The sequence below is a fragment of the Arthrobacter sp. zg-Y769 genome, assembly GCF_020907405.1.
GTDB lineage: Bacteria > Actinomycetota > Actinomycetes > Actinomycetales > Micrococcaceae > Arthrobacter_B.
In genome coordinates this window covers 131607-148148 of sequence record NZ_JAJJOE010000008.1, presented here as the reverse complement: position 1 = coordinate 148148, position 16542 = coordinate 131607, and the positions used below count along the sequence as shown (strand labels likewise).

The following is a 16542-nucleotide window of genomic DNA, read 5'->3' as shown; positions in this document are numbered from 1 at the left end:
GTGCCGTGCCTGTGTGCCCGGACCTGTCCGCGGTACACGCCCTGCCGCTAGTGTTTCGGTAACGAACCCCGGCCCGGAACAGCGCAGAACCGGGTTCCTCGTGGACGGAGCAGAGAAAATGATCAGCCAGCTGGACCGTTACCGGCAGATCGCGGAGATCCTCTACCGCAACGGACTGGGTTTCCTGGTGTCCGCCCTCGGCCTTGAGGGCAGGCTGCCGTTCCGCCGCCAGCAGGAGCCGGACCCGGGCGGACGCCCGCGGACCCGTCCGGAGTACCTGCGCATTGCCCTCGAGGAGCTCGGCCCCACGTATGTGAAGATGGGCCAATTGCTCTCCACCCGTCCTGACCTGCTGCCTCCGGACTACCAGCGGGAACTGGCGAAGCTGCAGGACGACGCCGAGGCGGTGCCGTGGGCGCAGATCGCGGACGAGCTGAGCCAGGAACTGGGCGGGGACCCGCTGGAGGTATTCCGGTCCTTCAACACCACGGTGATGGCGAGTGCCTCGATCGGTCAGGTCTATGCCGCCACCCTGAACGACGGCACCGACGTGGTGGTCAAGGTACGCCGGCCCGGCATTGCCGCCCAAGTGGACCAGGACCTGGAAATCCTGCAGAACCTTGCCAATGCGGCCGGTAAACGCTGGGAAGCCGCCCGGGACTACGACATCACCGGACTGATGGATGAATTCGCCGCCACGCTCCGCTCGGAGCTGGACTACCTCCAGGAAGGCCGCAACGCCGACCGCTTCCGGGCCAACTTCGAAAACGACGACGCAATCACCATCCCCGCCGTGTACTGGGAACACAGCACCTCCCGGGTCCTCACGATGGACCGGCTCAGGGGTATGAAGGTCACCGATATCCCCGCGCTCGACGCCGCCGGGATCGACCGTCCGGCACTGGCGGCGGCTGCGGCGCGCGTTGAAATGAAGATGGTCTTCGATGACGGGTTTTTCCATGCCGACCCGCATCCGGGGAACCTGTTCGTGGAGCCCGGCGGGCGGGTGGGGCTGATCGACTTCGGCATGGTGGGGGAGGTGGACGAAAAGCTGCGCAGCCAGCTGTCGGCGCTGTTCATCGGCATTGTCCGGAAGGACCCTGAAAGGATCACCAATGCGCTGGTGCGCATGAACGCCTCCGGGACCAGGGTGAACCGGGTGAAGCTCAGGATGGACCTGGGGCCGCTGATCCGCCTGTACTCAGGCAAGGACCTGGGCACGGCGCCGGTGGGACCCATCATCAGCACCGGACTGGGCATCCTGCGCACCCACCACATCCAGCTCCCGCGCCAGATGGCCCTGCTGCTGAGGATGCTGATCATGACCGAAGGCATGGGTGAGGTGCTGGATCCGGAGTTTCGGCTGGGCCCCACACTGGGCCCTTATGCGCGCAGGATGGCTGTGCTGCAGCTGAACCCCGTCAACTATGCCCGCCGGCTCGGCCGCGCCGGCACGGAGGTCCTGGAGCTGGGCGCGGAACTGCCGGACCAGGCCCGCCGGCTGCTCAACACCCTGGAAATCGAGGGAGTGGAGGTCCACCTGCGCGGCGAGGAACTGCTGCCGCTGGTGATGAGGCTGGAGCGCGTGGGAAACCGGCTGGTGGCGGCCATCTTCGCGTCGGCGTTCATCCGGGGAGTGGGGGAGCTGACACTGGGCGACTCCTCGCGCTGGAAATCGTGGCAGGCTCCGCTGATGAGCGCCGGACTGGCGTCCACCGGGGCATTGGGCGGATACATCGCCTGGACTTCGCGCCGCGCCCGCCTGCGCGGGATGTGAAACAGGTCCGGGGCTGGAAAAGCTCCAGCCCCGGACCTGTTGGTGATGCGTGTTCCGCTATGCGGATTTCCTATGCGGTGGCCGGGCGCACCGGTGCGGCGGCCTTCTTCAGGTCCAGACCGAGTTCCGCCGTCGGGGTGTGCGCGGTTTCCTTGGCCGTGAGGGCGGAAATGGCTGCAATGGCGCAGATGACGGCGGTGAACATGCTGGTCACCACCCATCCGCCGGGTTCCAGCCCGCCGATGGCGGCAACGATGGACGGCGCAAAACCGGCCATCAGGAAGCCGAGCTGCGTGCCGATGGCCAGGCCGGAGAAGCGGACCTTGGCGCTGAACATCTCACCGTAGAAGGACGGCCAGACAGCGTTCGCCGCGGCATAGCCGCAGGAGAAGACGGCAACGGAGAGGGCGAACTGCAGCAGCGTGTTGCCGGACTCCATGGACAGCAGGTAGAACGGCATGATCACCGCGCTGGAGACTGCGCCGTAGACGAAGACCGGTCGGCGCCCGATCCGGTCCGCAAGCCGGCCGAACAGCGGCTGCGTGAACAGTGCAAAGACGTTGCCGGCGACCACGAGCCAGAGCGTAATGTTCGCGTCCACGTTGCCCACCTCGGTGCCGTACTTGATGGCCAGCGTCCCGTACACGGTGGAGACCGCCGCGATGAAGGCGCAGCAGATGACGCGCAGCACGTCGCGCCAGTGGTCCTTGAGCAGGACGCCCACCGGCAGCTTCGCGATCTCGTTGCGCTCCTTGGCCTCCGTGAAGGTGGGGGTTTCGTGCAGCGAGCGGCGGATGAAGTAGGTGACAATAACGACGACGGCGCTCAGCCAGAACGGGATGCGCCAGCCGATGCCGTACTTGATGTCATCCGGCAGGGCAACCACGGGGATAAACACCAGTGCGGCAAGGATCTGACCGCCCTGGGTGCCGGTCAGCGTCCAGGAGGTGAAGAACGAGCGGCGGTTATCGGGTGCGTGTTCCAGGGTCATGGAACTGGCACCGGCCTGCTCGCCGGCGGCGGAAAGGCCCTGCATCAGGCGGCAGAAGACCAGCAGGACAGGTGCCCACCAGCCAATCGTGTTGAAGTCCGGCAGGCAGCCGATCAGGAAGGTGGACGCGCCCATCAGCAACAGGGTGAACATCAGGACCTTCTGGCGGCCCACCCGGTCACCGAAGTGACCGAGGATGACGGCACCGACCGGCCGGGCAATGTAGGCGAAACCAAAGGTGGCGAGCGACATAACGCTGGCCTGGGTGTCGGCGTCCGGGAAGAACACGCGCGGGAAAATCAGCGCGGCCGCGGAACCAAAGATAAAGAAGTCGTAGTACTCGACGGCACTGCCCATAAAGCTGGCAGTGGCGGCCTTGCGCGGGGTTTTGCCCGTCGCTGATCCGGCGGGGGCGGATGCGTCCATTGCATCTCTCCTGACGTGGGGCTGGGGTAGGGGGTGTGCAGGGGCGGGCTCTGCGGAAGCTGCTGCGCTGTGCGGGCCACGTGTGCGGTGTTTGTGCGGCGTGTGCGCCGTGTCTGTGCGGAATGCGCACTTGTGTGCATTGTCCGTACGCTTGAAGTAATGTAGCCCACAGCTAAGGGCCGGGCAAGCTGCGGCGGAATCCGTCCACCGTTCGAAGGAACCGGCCCGCCCACGTATGCACCGGAAGGAACATCGCCATGAGCGGCACCGAGGAATCATTCGTTGTCGGATTGATCGGGGAAGGTATCACGGCTTCCCTCACTCCTCCCATGCATGAAAGGGAAGCCGATCAGCAGGGCCTGCGCTACATCTACCGGCCCATCGACCTCACCGCACTGGGCCGCCCGGGCTCCGACGTCGGAGCCCTGCTGCGGGCAGGGCGGGATCTGGGGTTCAACGCCTTTAACGTTACCCATCCCTGCAAGCAATTGGTCCGGGCAGAGCTGGATGAAGTCTCCGACGACGCCGCCCGGCTGGGTGCAGTCAACACCGTCCTGATCCGGGAGGGCAGGTTCATTGGACACAACACCGATTTCTCGGGCTTCGGCGGGGCGCTGGCCAGCGGGCTTCCGGATGCCGCACTGGACTCGGTGGTCCAGCTGGGCGTGGGCGGGGCCGGCGCGGCCGTGGCCTATGCCCTCCTCAAGGCGGGAACCGGCAGGCTGACCCTGCTGGACCTGGACGCCGATCGTGCCGCAGAACGGGCAGCCGCGCTGTCCGGGCTCTTCCCGGACCAGCAGATAACCGCCGGTACCCCGGCGGACCTTCCCGCCGTCCTGCCCGGCGCGGACGGACTGGTCCATGCCACGCCCGTGGGGATGCATTCGCACCCCGGCATCGCAGTGGATCTGGACCTGCTCAACCCCTCGCAGTGGGTGGCCGACGTCGTTTACCGGCCGGTGGAAACGGAACTGATCCGCGGCGCCCGGGAACGGGGCTGCCGGGTGCTGGACGGCGGCCGGATGGCAGTGGGCCAGGCAGTGGATGCCTTTGAACTGATTACCGGCATCCGGCCGGACGGCGTCCGCATGCTGGCCCACTTCCACGAACTGATCGAACAGGGCCGCTGAGGGCCTGGACCGGAGCATCATGCGCACTTCAATTGCCACCGTCTGCCTGAGCGGGACGCTCGAAGAGAAAATGCGGGCCTGTGCGGACGCCGGTTTCGACGGCATCGAAATCTTCGAGCCGGACCTGCTGGTGTCCCCGTCCAGTCCGGAGCAGATCCGCGCCCTGGCGGACACCCTCGGCCTGACCCTGGACCTGTACCAGCCGTTCCGTGATTTCGAGGGTGTGGAAGGTCCCCAGCTGGAGGCCAACCTGGACCGGGCCCGGGCAAAGTTCGAGCTGATGAACCGCCTGGGGATCGGGACCATGCTGTTGTGCAGCAACGTGGGCACGGCGACCATCGACGACGACGCCGCCGTAGCGGAGCAGCTGCGCCGGCTGGGAGAGCTGGCGGCGGGCTACGGAGTGAGAGTTGCCTACGAGGCCCTTGCCTGGGGGCGCTATGTCAGCGACTTCGAGCATGCCCAGCGCATCGTGGACCTCGCCGACCACCCGCAGATCGGCACCTGCCTGGACAGCTTCCACATCCTTTCCCGCGGCTGGGACCCGGCCGCCATCGAGAAAATCCCGGCGGAGAAGATCTTCTTCGTCCAGCTCGCCGACGCTCCGCAGCTGTCCCTGGACGTTCTCTCGTGGAGCCGGCATTACCGGGTCTTTCCCGGCGAGGGCGCGTTCGACCTGGTCCGCTTTATGGCCCACCTGGTCCGCAGCGGCTACGACGGACCGGTCTCCCTGGAGATCTTCAACGACGTGTTCCGGCAGACCGCCGAGGACCGCACTGCGGTGGACGCCATGCGGTCGCTGATCTGGCTGGAGGAGCGCACGGCGTCGTACCTGGCCCGCCACGACGGCGCCGCGGGCTACCCGATGTCGCTGGCCACCCTGCCCGGCGTTGCCGAGCCCACCGGATTCAACTTCGCCGAGGTGAAGGCCGAAAACGCGGAGACGGTCTCCGCGCTCCTGCACCAGCTGGGCTTTACCTTCGCCGGGCGGCACCGCACCAAACCGGTGCAGCTCTGGACCTCCGGTGCGGCCCGGGTGATCATCAACGGGCAGCAGGCCGGCGGCATGGAGCCGGGCATCTCCGCGCTGGGCCTGGATGTGCAGAACCCGCAGGCCGCGGCCTCCCGGGCGGTACAGCTGCGCGCGCGGCCGGTAAGCCGGCGCAGCCAGGCCGACGAGCAGGTGCTGCAGGCCGTCTTCGCCCCGGATTCAACGGAGATCTTCCTCTGCGAAGCCACAGCCGACGGTACTGCCGCGTGGGCGGACGAGTTCGGCCCGGCGGTCCCGGCGGAACCCGGGGAAAGCTCCGCGGCGCCGCCCCTGATTTCTTCCATCGACCACATCAACCTGTCCCAGCCCTGGCAGCACTTCGACGAAGCGGTGCTCTTCTACGAGTCCACGCTTTCCCTGACGCCCATTGCCTCGCAGGAGGTCCCCAGCCCCATGGGCCTGGTCCGCAGCCAGGTGATGCGCAGCGCCGACGGCGGGGTACGGCTGGCATTGAACATCGCTCCGTTGATCGTGGAATCCGAACCCGGCGGCGCGGAATACCCCCAGCATGTGGCCTTCACTTCCACTGACCTGGTCGCCACGGCCCGCCTGGCGGTCGAGCGGGGGCTGCGGTTCCTGCCGGTGCCGGCCAATTACTACGAGGACCTGGCCGCGCGTTTCCGGCTCGATCCGGGCTTCCTGGCCGAACTGCAGGACCTGAACCTGCTCTATGACCGCGACGGCGACGGCGAATTCCTGCACTTCTACACGGGCACGGTGGGTAACGTGTTCTTCGAAGTGGTGGAGCGCCGCGGCGGCTATGAAGGCTACGGTGCGCCCAATGCACCGGTGCGGCTGGCCTCCCAGTACCTCGCGTCCCGGGGTGAAGCGAAACCGAAGGCGGGCTAAGTGGAGGCCGCAGACGGCTATTACGTGAAGTCGGTGGAGAAGGCCTTCGCCGTGCTGGGAGCCTTCACCCTGAACGTGCCCGAGCATACGGTCAGCTCGGCCGCCGCTGCCGCCGGGATCAGCCGGGCTGCCTCGCGCCGGTTCCTCCTCACGCTCCGGGACCTCGGCTACCTCGGTTTTGACGGGACCACCTTCCGGCTGGCGCCGCGCACCCTGGACATCGGATCCTCGTTCCTGGCGCACCTGTCACTGCCGCATGCGGCCGAGCCGCACCTGAAACAACTCTCCGCGGACCTGGGCGAGACGACGTCGCTGTGCATCCTGGACGGGGCCGACGTCGTCTACGTTTCGCGGGTCACCTCTGCGCGGCTGGTACGGGTGGCGGTGAACGTAGGGACGCGTTTCCCGGCCTGGGCCACCTCCATGGGCAGGGTGCTGCTGGCGTCGCTGCCCGAGGCGGAACAGGAGGCCTATTTCAGCACGGTGGAACTTCAGCCCTTCACCGCGCACAGCGTCCGCACCGTCCAGGAACTGCGGGCGTCAGTGCGCGAGGCCGGCGAGCAGGGCTGGTCACGCGTGGCCGATGAGCTGGAGGACGGACTGCGGGGCGTGGCCGTTCCGGTCCGCAGCGGCGACGGCACAGTGGTGGCCGCCGCCAACGTGTCGCTGCAGCTGCACAGCTCGGAACGGGCCCAGGAGACGGTGGTCCCGCCGCTGCGGGCCGCCGCAGAGCGGATAAGCCGTGACCTCGGCTAGTCGCTGTACTCGCTGGCCTTGTAGATGCTCAAGCCCAGTGCCGCGGCAACCTGGGCCACCGCCCGCTGTGCCTTGACGCTGTTGCCCGCGTCGTCCAGCGGGGGCGCGAAGCCGGCAATGGCGAGTTTGCCGGGCATAACCGCCAGGATGCCCCCACCCACCCCGCTCTTCGCCGGCAGCCCCACCCGGTAGGCCCAGTCGCCGGAGGCGGTGTACATCCCCTCCATCGTGATTTCGGCGAGCATTGCCGGGATGTTCCCCGCCTGCACCACCCGGTCCCCGCTGAGAGGGTTCACGCCGCGGTTCGCGATGGTGGCTCCCATGGCTGCCAGGTCCCGCGCAGTAACGAGGGTGGAACACTGCCGGGTATACACGTCACAGGCTTCCATCGGATCGGAGTACATGGTGCCGCCCGAATACAGCAGCCAGGCAATGGCCCGGTTATGGAAGTTGGTTGACTGCTCGGAGTCATTCACCTCGTCACTCAGCCTGATTCTCCGGCCGGCGAATGCACTCTGGACCTGCAGGATCGCCTCCCACTTATCCTCGGCATTATCGCCGGGAATCAGGGAAACCGTGGACATGGCCCCCGCGTTGACCAGGGGCGAGACTGGAGTGTCACCGTGGAGCGCAACGGAGATCACCGAGTTGAACGGCTCCCCGGTAGGATCCGCACCCACCTTTTCCTGGAAGGTTTCCAGTCCCACCTGTTCCATCGCCCACGCCATGGAGAAAACCTTCGAAATGGATTCCAGGGCGAACTCGAATCCCGTGTCGCCGGCTTCGAACAGCTGGCCGTCAGCGGTCATCGCGCAGACCCCGAAAAGATCCGGGTTCACCGACGCCAGATACGGGATGTAACCGGCGTTCCTGCCTCCCGAATCGTTCCGGTGGTCCGCATACGCTGTCCTGACGGCGGATTCAATGGCGGCGGCATCGAGTTTCATACCGCTGAACTCCCGCCCTGCCTGCCGCCGTCGTCGTGCGAGAACATCACCGGCGAACCGGAGGACTCGGCTTCCCGCGTCAGCTGCTGGGTGGAGATGCTGGACTCGGTGACCGTCCCGGGATGCGTGTGCTCAATCTGCCAGGTGAACGGAACGAACTCACTGCCCTGGTCCCGCCAGTGCGGCTTGCGGAACGCGTAGATAACGAACGGCAGGATCACCATCACCGCCGCTCCACCCACGAGGATGCCGACATACACCGCCGGGGAACCGACCGAAATCTGGTCGGGCGGGATGAAGCTGAAGGCAAAGGCCATCAGCGAACCGAGGAATCCGACGCCGCCGATGATCCACATTCCGACGTCGCCGCCCGGCACCCGGTAGGGCCGCGGGCGGTTCGGCTGGCTGTAGCGCAGGTAAATCGCGGCAGCGAACATCAGCATGTACATGATGAGGTACAGGATCACCGTCAGCTGGCTCAGGATCTGGTAGGCGGCCTGGACCGAGGGAAGCACCACGTAGGTCAGGCCCAGCGCAGTGACCATAAAGGCCTGGAAGAACAGGATGTGGGTGCCCATTCCGTTCTTATTGGTGTGCTGCCAGAAGCGGGGCAGGTAGCCTGCCTTCGCCACGGCAAGCATGCCGGTGGACGGACCGGCGACCCAGGTCACCACGCCCGCGAGTACGCCGATCAGCAGCATAAAGGCGACTATGGGCCCTGCCCAGCCGATGCCGGCCCATTCGAACATGTCGTTGTAGGAGGTCAGCAGGCTCTGGGTGAGGTTGATATCGGCCTGCGGCACCACGAACGCGATGGCCAGCGTTCCCAGCACGAAGATAATGACCGTCCCTGCCGCCGCAGTCAGCACGGCGATCGGGTAGTCCCGGGTGGGGTTCCTGACCTCTTTCACGTGGATCGCGTTCATTTCCATGCCGGCGTAGAAAAGGAAGATCGACGCAGCCAGTACCACGTTGGAGAAGTTGCCGAAGTCGGGAAGGAGTTCGCCCCAGCCCATCTGTATCTGCGGGGTATTGCCCGCAAAGAAATAGGCGAAACCGAGCACAATCAAAATCACGGCCGGGATGATGGTGCCGATGATGCCGCCCCACTGGCTCACCCGGGAGAAGGCCTTCGCCCCCCGGAAGGCGATAAACGTCGCCAGCCAGTACACCACCAGGACCACCACGAGGACGAACAGCTTGTTTCCGGCGAGCTGGGCGTCCAGGTTCTGGTTCTCCCCGGTATAGGCCAGCGACACCGCGCCGAACGTCAGCACGGTCGGGAACCAGATGGTGACCTCGATGAACAGCATAAACATGGCCAGGAAGGCCCAGCGCGGGCCGAATGCCTCGCCGACCCAGCGGAACACCCCGCCCGTCTCCGGCCAGCCCGTAGCCAGTTCGGCGGCCACGATGGACACCGGAATCAGGAACACGACGGCGGCCAGGACGTAGTAGAAAATGGAACTCAGCCCGTACTCGGCCTCCGATGGAAGACCGCGGAGACTGACCACGGCGACGATGTTCATCACCGCCAGGGCGCCGATGGTGATCTGTGCATTCTGCTTCGACTTCGCCCGCTGTGTTTCTGATGCGGAGGGATTTGCTGCCTTCGAATCGCTCATTTTAACCCACCTCCTGGATTAGTGATGGAATCCGGGGTGCTCCGCCTCGCGGGGCATCGGGGCGCTCAGCCGCTCGAGGTACGTCGTTTCGCGTCGGATGTCCGCCAGCAGCTTTTCCGCGAGGTCCATGCTGAGGCCGTTGCGGACCACAATCCGTTCCACCGTGAGGTTGGAGAGATCGTCCGGCAGGGGATAGGCGGGCACCAGCCAGCCCCGGGTGCGGAGCCGGTCCGCCAGGTCATACAGGTTCCACTTGTCCGTATGGCCTTCCTTAAGGCGCCAGGCGAAGACCGGGATGTCGGAACCGTCGTTCCACAGCTCGAAGGGGCCCATTTCCGAGATCGCGCCGGACAGGTGCAGTGCAACGTCCTGGGATGCCTGTTGGATCCGCGCATAGCCGTCGCGGCCCAGGCGCAGGAACAAGTAAAACTGCAGGACCACCTGGGCGCCGGGGCGGGAGAAGTTGAGGGCAAAGGTCGGCATGTCACCGCCGAGGTAGCTGACGTAGAAAATCAGGTCCTCCGGAAGCCACTGCCGTTCCCGCCAGACCACCCAGCCGAGGCCGGGATAAACCAGGCCGTATTTATGGCCGGAGGTGCTGATCGAGTGGACCCGTTCGAGGCGGAAGTCCCACTCGAGGTCCTGCTGGATGAAGGGTGCGATCATGGCGCCGGACGCCCCGTCCACGTGGATGGGAATGTCCAGGCCGGTGGAGGACTGGATCTCGTCCAGCTTGGCGGCGATCTGCTGTACCGGCTCATACATGCCGGTGTAGGTCACGCCCATGATGGCAACGACGCCGATGGTGTTTTCGTCAACGTAGTTTTCCAGCTCGAAGCCGTCCAGGCATTTGTGCTCCTCGCTGATGGGCACCAGCCGCGGCTCGACGTCGAAGTAGTTGCAGAACTTCTCCCAGCACACCTGTACGGCTGAACTCATCACGAGGTTCGGCTTGTCCGTCGGTTTTCCCTCGCTGCGGCGCCGGTGCTGCCAGAGCCGCTTAAACGCCAGCCCGCCCAGCATGCAGGCTTCCGAGGAACCGACGGTCGAGGTGCCGATGGTTTGTTCCGGCGAGGGTGAATGCCAGAGATCGGCAAGGATCCGCCAGCAGTTCTGCTCTATCTGCGCGGTCTGCGGGTATTCGTCCTTGTCGATCATGTTCTTGTCGAACGTCTCGCTGTAGAGCCGGTTCGCGTGGTCGTCCATCCACGTGCTAACGAAGGTCGCCAGGTTCAGCCTGGCGTTACCGTCCAGCATGGTTTCGTCATGGACAATCTGGTACGCGGTCTCCGGGAGCATCTCGCCGTCGTTCAGCCGAAACTTCGGTGCGGCGGTCTCCTCGCCCGGACGGGCAAAAAGCGGGTTGACGGAAAGCTGATCGGGATTGTTCTGCGCCATTTTGGAAGCCTCTCATCGACGGCATGCTCGCCGGCATCAAGCCGTAGTGGACGGCGGTCGGAATCCTCACAGGGCTGCGCGCAGAAAAAACTATACGCACGCCGAAAACCCATGACTAGGCTTCGGACGCCGACAGCCGGGACCAGTGGCAAAACGGCGGGAAAGCCTGTTCCCGGCCCGGGTTTCCCCGGTTTTCCATTGAGGACCGCCGGGCCGCGGACGTACCCTTGCGGCACCGCTTGTTCCGCCCGGCGGACCGGGCACCAGAGAAGGAGATATCCATGGCTTCCCTTGCACGGCGCGAGCGTTTTGAACTGCCGGACCAGGTCCGCAAATTCTTCGAAGGGGACTGGGAGGTTCCGGCCTTCCCCGTCGAGGAATACCAGGACGGCTCCAGCATGGTCATCCGGGCAGAACTGCCCAACATCAATCCCGAACAGGACCTGGACGTCACGGTCAGTGACGGTGTCCTGCACATCAAGGGGGAGCGGAAGGAGCAAACGGAGCACAAGGGCCGGCACGGCTACCGGTCCGAGTTCCGCTACGGGTCATTTACCAGGGAGATAGCGCTGCCGTCCGGTGCCAGCCAGGACAACGTCACGGCAACCTATAACGACGGCGTCCTGGAAATCCGCGTGCCGGTCCCCGAGGTTGGACCGACATCAACCAAGGTTCCCATCTCGCGGGGCTAGGCCTGCCTTCCCGCCACGGGGCACCAGGGGTCCATATGGCTGTCCAGTCCGCAGAACGCAGGAGCAGGAGGAAGTTCCCGGACTGGCTGTTGGTTGCCACCCTGGGATGCGGCGGGATTGTGGTCTCGCTCGAAAAGACGGCGGTGGTTCCGCTGCTGCCGGAATACCCCCGGATTTTCGGCGTCACCACTGATGATGTGTCCTGGATGGTGACCGTAACGCTGCTCTCCGCCGCGGTGGCCACCCCCATTGTTTCCCGGCTGGCGGACATGTACGGGAAACGCAGGATGCTGCTGGTGGCAATGGTCCTGATGGTTGCCGGTGCCTTCACGGCCTCGATCGGAGGGACGTTCACCTGGGCGCTGGTCGGCCGCGGGCTGCAGGGTGCCGCCGGTGCCGTGATTCCGGTGGGGATCAGCATCCTCCGGGACGCCCTGCCGCAGCAGAAGATCGCCGGAGCGGTTGCGCTGATGAGCGCCAGCTTCGGCATCGGCAGCGCCCTGGGCCTGCCCCTCGCCGGGCTGGTCTACCAACGGCTGGGGTGGCAGGCCACGTTCTGGGTGGTGGGGGTCATCGGCGTTGTGCTGATAGCCGCCGTCGTCCTTTTTGTTCCGGAGTCGAAGGTCCGTACCCCGGCACGGTTCGATTACGCCGGGGCCGTGCTGCTGTCTGCGGGGATGACTGCGGTGCTGCTGGCCATCACCAAGGGCGGGGTCTGGGGATGGACCAGTTATCCGGTCCTCGGCCTTTTTGCCGCGGCGGCCGTTTCCTTCGCTTTGTGGTTCCCCGCAGAGCTACGCAACGGCCAGCCCTTGGTGGACCTCCGGACCTCCGCCCGCCGACCGGTGCTGCTGACCAACATCGGAGCGGTCCTGGTCGGGTTTTCGATGTACGCCAACATGCTGGTCACCACGCAGCAGCTGCAGCTGTCGGGGGAGACCGGATACGGCTTCGGCCTGAGCGTGCTGGCGGCCGGGCTGACCATGATCCCGTCAGGGCTGGCGATGGTGGCGGCTGCACCGGTTTCCGCCAGGATCACCAACACGTACGGAGCCAGGGCAACCCTGGTGACGGGCTGCGCCGTTATGGCTGCCGGCTACCTGGCACGTGTCCTCTTCGTGCATTCGGTAACCGAAATCATTGTGGGAGCGGTCATCGTGTCCATCGGCACGGCAATCTCCATGGCCGCCATGCCGACCATCATCATGAGCAACGTTCCGCTGACGGACACGGCCGCGGCGAACGGCCTCAACACCCTGCTCCGCTCCGTTGGCACCTCCACCTGCAGCGCCGCCGTGGCGACCATCCTCGCCTCGCTGACGGTGAGAATTTCAGGCAGCACCTTCCCCGGCCTGGACGCCTTCCGAACCATTTTCGTGTTGGCCGGTTTCGCCGCCCTGGCTGCCACCGGCGTCGCCTGCCTGATCCCGTCCGCCCGCCGGCACGAGGCCACGCATCCGGACCTGCACGCCGTTCCCGGCCGGCCGGAGCCGCAGCGGGCGGATGAAAAGCGGGAGATTATGGTCCGCGGACGGCTGCTTGCGGCACCGGACGGCAGGCCCGTGGGCCGGGGGACCGTCACCGTTGTGGACAGTGACGGGCGGCCGGTGGACTGGGACCGGGCGGACGACGACGGCCGGTACGCGGTCCTGCTTCCCGGAGAAGGACGCTACGTCATGGTGGCCAGCCACGTCCGCTGGCGGCCCGTTTCCGAAGTGCTGGCTTTCCCCGATGCTTCCGCTGACCATGACATCCACTTCCGCCGGCCCATGCTTCTCACCGGCCGGGTCCGGCACGCCGGCAGGGCCGTGCCCGACGCGCTTATCATCCTGGTCCGGCCGGGAGGAGCGGCGTCCGCATCCACCCGATCGGACACCGGCGGCAACTACGAGCTGGCCCTGCCCGGACCCGGCGTCTATATCCTCAGCGTCCTCGAGCCGGACGGTCAGACCACGCACAGCCGCAGGGTGGTGCTGCCCGCGCCGGACACCGTGATCGACGTCGATCTCGGAGGCCGGGAGCCGCGCACCGGCCTGAAGATCTGAGCCCGCGCTGCCGTACGCGAGATCAAGGGCACATCCGCCGCTTTGGTGCGCGCCCGCCCAAGCGCATACGATCAATCTGGCGTAAAGCGGGCGCCGGCAGTTCTACGTGCCGGGGCATGACCCGCTGCGCGGATTCTTTCACTCGTCTTTAGATAGGGTATTTGGTGGACCTCACCCTCATGGTCGCGCTGGTGATCGCGCTAGCACTATTCTTCGACTTCACCAACGGTTTTCATGACACCGCCAACGCGATGGCCACCCCCATCGCCACCGGTGCCATCAAACCAAAAACCGCCGTCGCACTGGCGGCCGTGCTTAACCTGGTGGGTGCCTTCCTCTCCACGGAGGTAGCCAAAACCATTTCCGGCGGACTCATCAAGGAAGGTGAAGGCGGGATCCAGATAACCCCGGTCATGATTTTCGCCGGCTTGATGGGCGCAGTCATCTGGAACCTGATCACCTGGCTGCGGGGACTGCCGAGCAGTTCCTCCCACGCCCTGTTCGGCGGCCTCATCGGTGCCGCCATAGTCGGTGCCGGATTCGGTTCGGTTGATTACTCCGTGCTGATGTCCAAGGTTGTCCTGCCGGCGCTGATCGCTCCGTGCATCGCCCTGTTCGTGGCTTACCTCGCCACCAAGCTGGCGTACCGGATCACCCGCCGGCATGATCCCGACTCAGGCAACAAGCTTCCCCGCAAGCGCGGCGGCTTCCGTTACGCCCAGATCTTCTCCTCCTCCCTGGTCGCCCTGGCACACGGCACCAACGACGCCCAGAAGACGATGGGCGTGATCACCCTTGTCCTGGTTGCCGGCGGCCTGCAGACCTCCGGGACCGGCCCCGAGTTCTGGGTCATCGCAGCCTGTGCCATTGCCATTGCCGCCGGAACCTACGCCGGTGGCTGGCGCATTATCCGCACCATGGGAACCGGCCTGACCGAGGTCAAGCCGGCACAGGGCTTTGCTGCCGAAACCAGTACGGCCGCTGCCATCCTGGCGTCATCCCACCTGGGCTTCGCACTGTCCACCACCCAGGTCGCCTCCGGCTCCGTCATCGGTTCGGGCCTGGGCCGCAAGGGCGCCGAGGTCCGCTGGGGCACTGCCGGCAAGGTCGGCGCCGGCTGGCTCCTCACGCTTCCCGCCGCCGCCGCCATGGGTGCCATCTCGGCGCTCATCGCGTCCATCGGCACTGCAGGCGTGGTCGCAATCACCATCCTCGGAACCCTCACCGTCCTGGGCATCTTCCTGTGGTCCCGCCGCAGCCCGGTGAACCACGACAACGCGGTGAGCGACATTGAAAATGCCGGCGAAGTGGTTCGCATCAAGAAGCGCCGCGGCAAAAACACCGACAAGGGCAAGAACGGCAACAACGGCAACAACAGCAACTCCGGCAGGAACGGCAGTGCCGCTGCCAAGGTCAAGGAAGGTTCCAAATGAACATCCACTGGATGGACTACCTGACGGTCTTCGGCGTCACACTGCTCGCCGCACTGACCGTGGTCTGCATCTATTCGTTCGGGGTCCGCCTGTACGCCGTCTCGCTCGATGCGGATACCGCTTCCACCCCGCGCAACCGCGTCGCCCTGGCGAAGGCCGGAGCGTTCGCCTGCTTCGCACTCAGCGCTGTAGCCGTACTGTTCGGAATTTACCTGATTGTCCCGGCGCTGCACGGCTAGGATTTCAGCGCCGGCAACACTTCCGGCATAGCAAAGGCCCGCAGGATCATTTGATCCTGCGGGCCTTTTACATTGGTGGAGCCTAGTTCTGCGAAGGAGCCTCGTAGAACGGGTAGTCCGTGTAGCCCTCGGGACCGAATGAGTAGAACGTCGCGGCGTCCGGCGTGTTCAGCGGCAGGTCTTCCTGCCAGCGGCGCACCAGGTCCGGGTTGGCAATGGCAGGACGGCCCACGACGACGGCGTCGCCCAGTCCGTCGTCCATCATGGCCAGGGCTTCCTCGCGGGTGGTGAGGGGGCCGAAGCCGGTGTTGAGCAGCACCTTGCCGCCGAAGCGGGTGCGCAGGGCCTGCACCAGGTCACCGGCGGGATCGCGGTGCAGGATGCTCAGGTACGCAAGTCCGAGCGGAGCCACGGCATCCAGCAGGGCGCCGTAGGTGGCGAGCACATCCTCTGCGTCCATCTCCAGGCAGCCCTGGACATTGTGTTCGGGGGAAATCCGCAGGCCCACCCGGTCGGCGCCGATCTCGGCCGCCACGGCCTGAATCGTTTCGATGACGAACCGGGCACGGTTCTCCGGGCTTCCGCCGTAGTTGTCCGTACGCTGGTTAGCTACCGGGGAGAGGAATTCGTGCAGCAGGTAGCCGTTGGCTCCGTGCAGTTCCACGCCGTCGAACCCGGCATCCACCGCTGCCCGGGACGCACGGACGAAGTCTGCGGTGACGGAAGCCAGTTCGCCGGTTTCCAGCGCGCGGGGCACCGTGTACGCCTGCTTACCCTCGTAGGTGTGGGACATTCCGTCCACGGCAATGGCGCTCGGAGCCACCAGGTCCAGCCCGCCGTTGATGTTCGGGTGGGTCACCCGGCCCGCGTGCATTACCTGCGCAACAATGCGGCCGCCCGCTGCATGCACGGCGTCGGTGACCTTCCGCCAGCCCTGAAGCTGTTCCGGATCCACGAGTCCGGGCTGGCCCGGGAAACCCTGCCCTTCGCGGCTGGGGTAGGTGCCTTCGCTGACGATCAGGCCGAGGGAGGCCCGCTGGCTGTAGTGCTCAACCATCATCGGGCCGGGGATTCCGTCGCGGCCGGCGCGCTGGCGGGTCAGCGGAGCCATTACGAGGCGGTTGGACAGCTCAAAGCTGCCCGCGGTCATCGGGGAAAACAAGTTCACTAAATAACTCTTCCT

13 protein-coding genes are annotated in these 16542 nt (G+C 65.7%); 8 read left to right on the top strand and 5 right to left on the bottom strand.

Annotation, left to right across the window (positions count from 1 at the left end; translation table 11 throughout):
• Positions 1 to 118 precede the first annotated feature (118 nt).
• Positions 119 to 1777, top strand: coding sequence for an ABC1 kinase family protein (locus LOC60_RS07295; RefSeq protein ID WP_230024079.1), 1659 nt, complete (start codon positions 119 to 121; stop codon positions 1775 to 1777).
• Positions 1778 to 1847: 70 nt separating this feature from the next.
• Here the strand turns inward: LOC60_RS07295 and LOC60_RS07290 are convergent, their stop codons facing one another.
• Positions 1848 to 3194 carry an MFS transporter gene (locus tag LOC60_RS07290; protein ID WP_230024077.1) on the bottom strand — a complete coding sequence of 449 codons (1347 nt, stop codon included), beginning with the start codon at positions 3192 to 3194 and terminating at the stop codon, positions 1848 to 1850.
• Positions 3195 to 3451: 257 nt separating this feature from the next.
• Here LOC60_RS07290 and LOC60_RS07285 point away from each other — a divergent pair, with 257 nt between their 5' ends.
• From LOC60_RS07285 to LOC60_RS07275, 3 genes are read left to right on the top strand one after another with little or no spacing between them, the layout of a single operon-like run.
• A complete protein-coding gene (locus LOC60_RS07285) occupies positions 3452 to 4324 on the top strand; it encodes a shikimate dehydrogenase (protein WP_230024075.1) in 873 nt (290 codons plus the stop codon).
• A 19-nt stretch (positions 4325 to 4343) separates the two neighbouring features.
• A complete protein-coding gene (locus LOC60_RS07280) occupies positions 4344 to 6224 on the top strand; it encodes a bifunctional sugar phosphate isomerase/epimerase/4-hydroxyphenylpyruvate dioxygenase family protein (protein ID WP_230024072.1) in 1881 nt (626 codons plus the stop codon).
• Positions 6225 to 6980, top strand: a complete 756-nt coding sequence (locus LOC60_RS07275; protein ID WP_230024070.1) for an IclR family transcriptional regulator domain-containing protein — start codon at positions 6225 to 6227, stop codon at positions 6978 to 6980.
• Here the strand turns inward: LOC60_RS07275 and glsA are convergent.
• Genes glsA through LOC60_RS07260 form a run of 3 tightly spaced genes read right to left on the bottom strand, consistent with a single transcriptional unit; the run spans position 6977 to position 10950 of the window.
• Complete coding sequence (gene glsA / locus LOC60_RS07270; protein ID WP_230024068.1) at positions 6977 to 7927, bottom strand: glutaminase A; 951 nt, start codon at positions 7925 to 7927, stop codon at positions 6977 to 6979. The two genes, LOC60_RS07275 and glsA, sit on opposite strands and share 4 nt — an antisense overlap.
• Positions 7924 to 9552: a putative glutamine/gamma-aminobutyrate antiporter GadC gene (gadC, locus tag LOC60_RS07265; protein WP_230024066.1), complete on the bottom strand. Its 1629-nt coding sequence runs from the start codon at positions 9550 to 9552 to the stop codon at positions 7924 to 7926. Before gadC ends, glsA begins: the two co-directional genes overlap by 4 nt.
• Before the next feature lie 18 nt (positions 9553 to 9570).
• Positions 9571 to 10950 (bottom strand): glutamate decarboxylase, encoded by a 1380-nt coding sequence (locus LOC60_RS07260; RefSeq protein WP_230024064.1) that lies wholly within the window; start codon positions 10948 to 10950, stop codon positions 9571 to 9573.
• 281 nt (positions 10951 to 11231) lie between these two features.
• On the opposite strand from LOC60_RS07260, the gene LOC60_RS07255 reads away from it, so the two are divergent.
• The 4 genes from LOC60_RS07255 to LOC60_RS07240 all read left to right on the top strand — a co-directional run bounded on the left by LOC60_RS07255 (position 11232) and on the right by LOC60_RS07240 (position 15359).
• Positions 11232 to 11642 (top strand): Hsp20/alpha crystallin family protein, encoded by a 411-nt coding sequence (locus tag LOC60_RS07255; protein ID WP_230024063.1) that lies wholly within the window; start codon positions 11232 to 11234, stop codon positions 11640 to 11642.
• Positions 11643 to 11677: 35 nt separating this feature from the next.
• The gene (locus LOC60_RS07250) at positions 11678 to 13687 is read left to right on the top strand and encodes an MFS transporter (protein WP_230024060.1); all 2010 of its coding nucleotides are present in this window, start codon (positions 11678 to 11680) and stop codon (positions 13685 to 13687) included.
• A 164-nt stretch (positions 13688 to 13851) separates the two neighbouring features.
• A complete protein-coding gene (locus LOC60_RS07245; RefSeq protein ID WP_230024057.1) occupies positions 13852 to 15120 on the top strand; it encodes an inorganic phosphate transporter in 1269 nt (422 codons plus the stop codon).
• On the top strand, positions 15117 to 15359 hold the full coding sequence (locus LOC60_RS07240; protein ID WP_231713244.1) for a hypothetical protein: 243 nt from the start codon (positions 15117 to 15119) through the stop codon (positions 15357 to 15359). The genes LOC60_RS07245 and LOC60_RS07240 overlap by 4 nt, the downstream gene beginning before the upstream one ends.
• Before the next feature lie 82 nt (positions 15360 to 15441).
• On the opposite strand, the gene LOC60_RS07235 is transcribed toward LOC60_RS07240, so the two are convergent.
• Positions 15442 to 16509: an alkene reductase gene (locus LOC60_RS07235; RefSeq protein ID WP_230024483.1), complete on the bottom strand. Its 1068-nt coding sequence runs from the start codon at positions 16507 to 16509 to the stop codon at positions 15442 to 15444.
• Positions 16510 to 16542: the final 33 nt, after the last annotated feature.

Bases quoted from the DNA above. Each gene is read 5' to 3' on its own strand.
- LOC60_RS07280 (WP_230024072.1), top strand. From the start codon at position 4,344: ATGCGCACTTCAATTGCCACCGTCTGCCTGAGCGGGACGCTCGAAGAG.
- LOC60_RS07290 (WP_230024077.1), bottom strand. From the start codon at position 3,194: ATGGACGCATCCGCCCCCGCCGGATCAGCGACGGGCAAAACCCCGCGC.
- glsA (WP_230024068.1), bottom strand. From the start codon at position 7,927: ATGAAACTCGATGCCGCCGCCATTGAATCCGCCGTCAGGACAGCGTAT.
- LOC60_RS07235 (WP_230024483.1), bottom strand. From the start codon at position 16,509: ATGACCGCGGGCAGCTTTGAGCTGTCCAACCGCCTCGTAATGGCTCCG.
- gadC (WP_230024066.1), bottom strand. From the start codon at position 9,552: ATGAGCGATTCGAAGGCAGCAAATCCCTCCGCATCAGAAACACAGCGG.
- LOC60_RS07240 (WP_231713244.1), top strand. From the start codon at position 15,117: ATGAACATCCACTGGATGGACTACCTGACGGTCTTCGGCGTCACACTG.
- LOC60_RS07295 (WP_230024079.1), top strand. From the start codon at position 119: ATGATCAGCCAGCTGGACCGTTACCGGCAGATCGCGGAGATCCTCTAC.
- LOC60_RS07255 (WP_230024063.1), top strand. From the start codon at position 11,232: ATGGCTTCCCTTGCACGGCGCGAGCGTTTTGAACTGCCGGACCAGGTC.
- LOC60_RS07250 (WP_230024060.1), top strand. From the start codon at position 11,678: ATGGCTGTCCAGTCCGCAGAACGCAGGAGCAGGAGGAAGTTCCCGGAC.
- LOC60_RS07260 (WP_230024064.1), bottom strand. From the start codon at position 10,950: ATGGCGCAGAACAATCCCGATCAGCTTTCCGTCAACCCGCTTTTTGCC.
- LOC60_RS07285 (WP_230024075.1), top strand. From the start codon at position 3,452: ATGAGCGGCACCGAGGAATCATTCGTTGTCGGATTGATCGGGGAAGGT.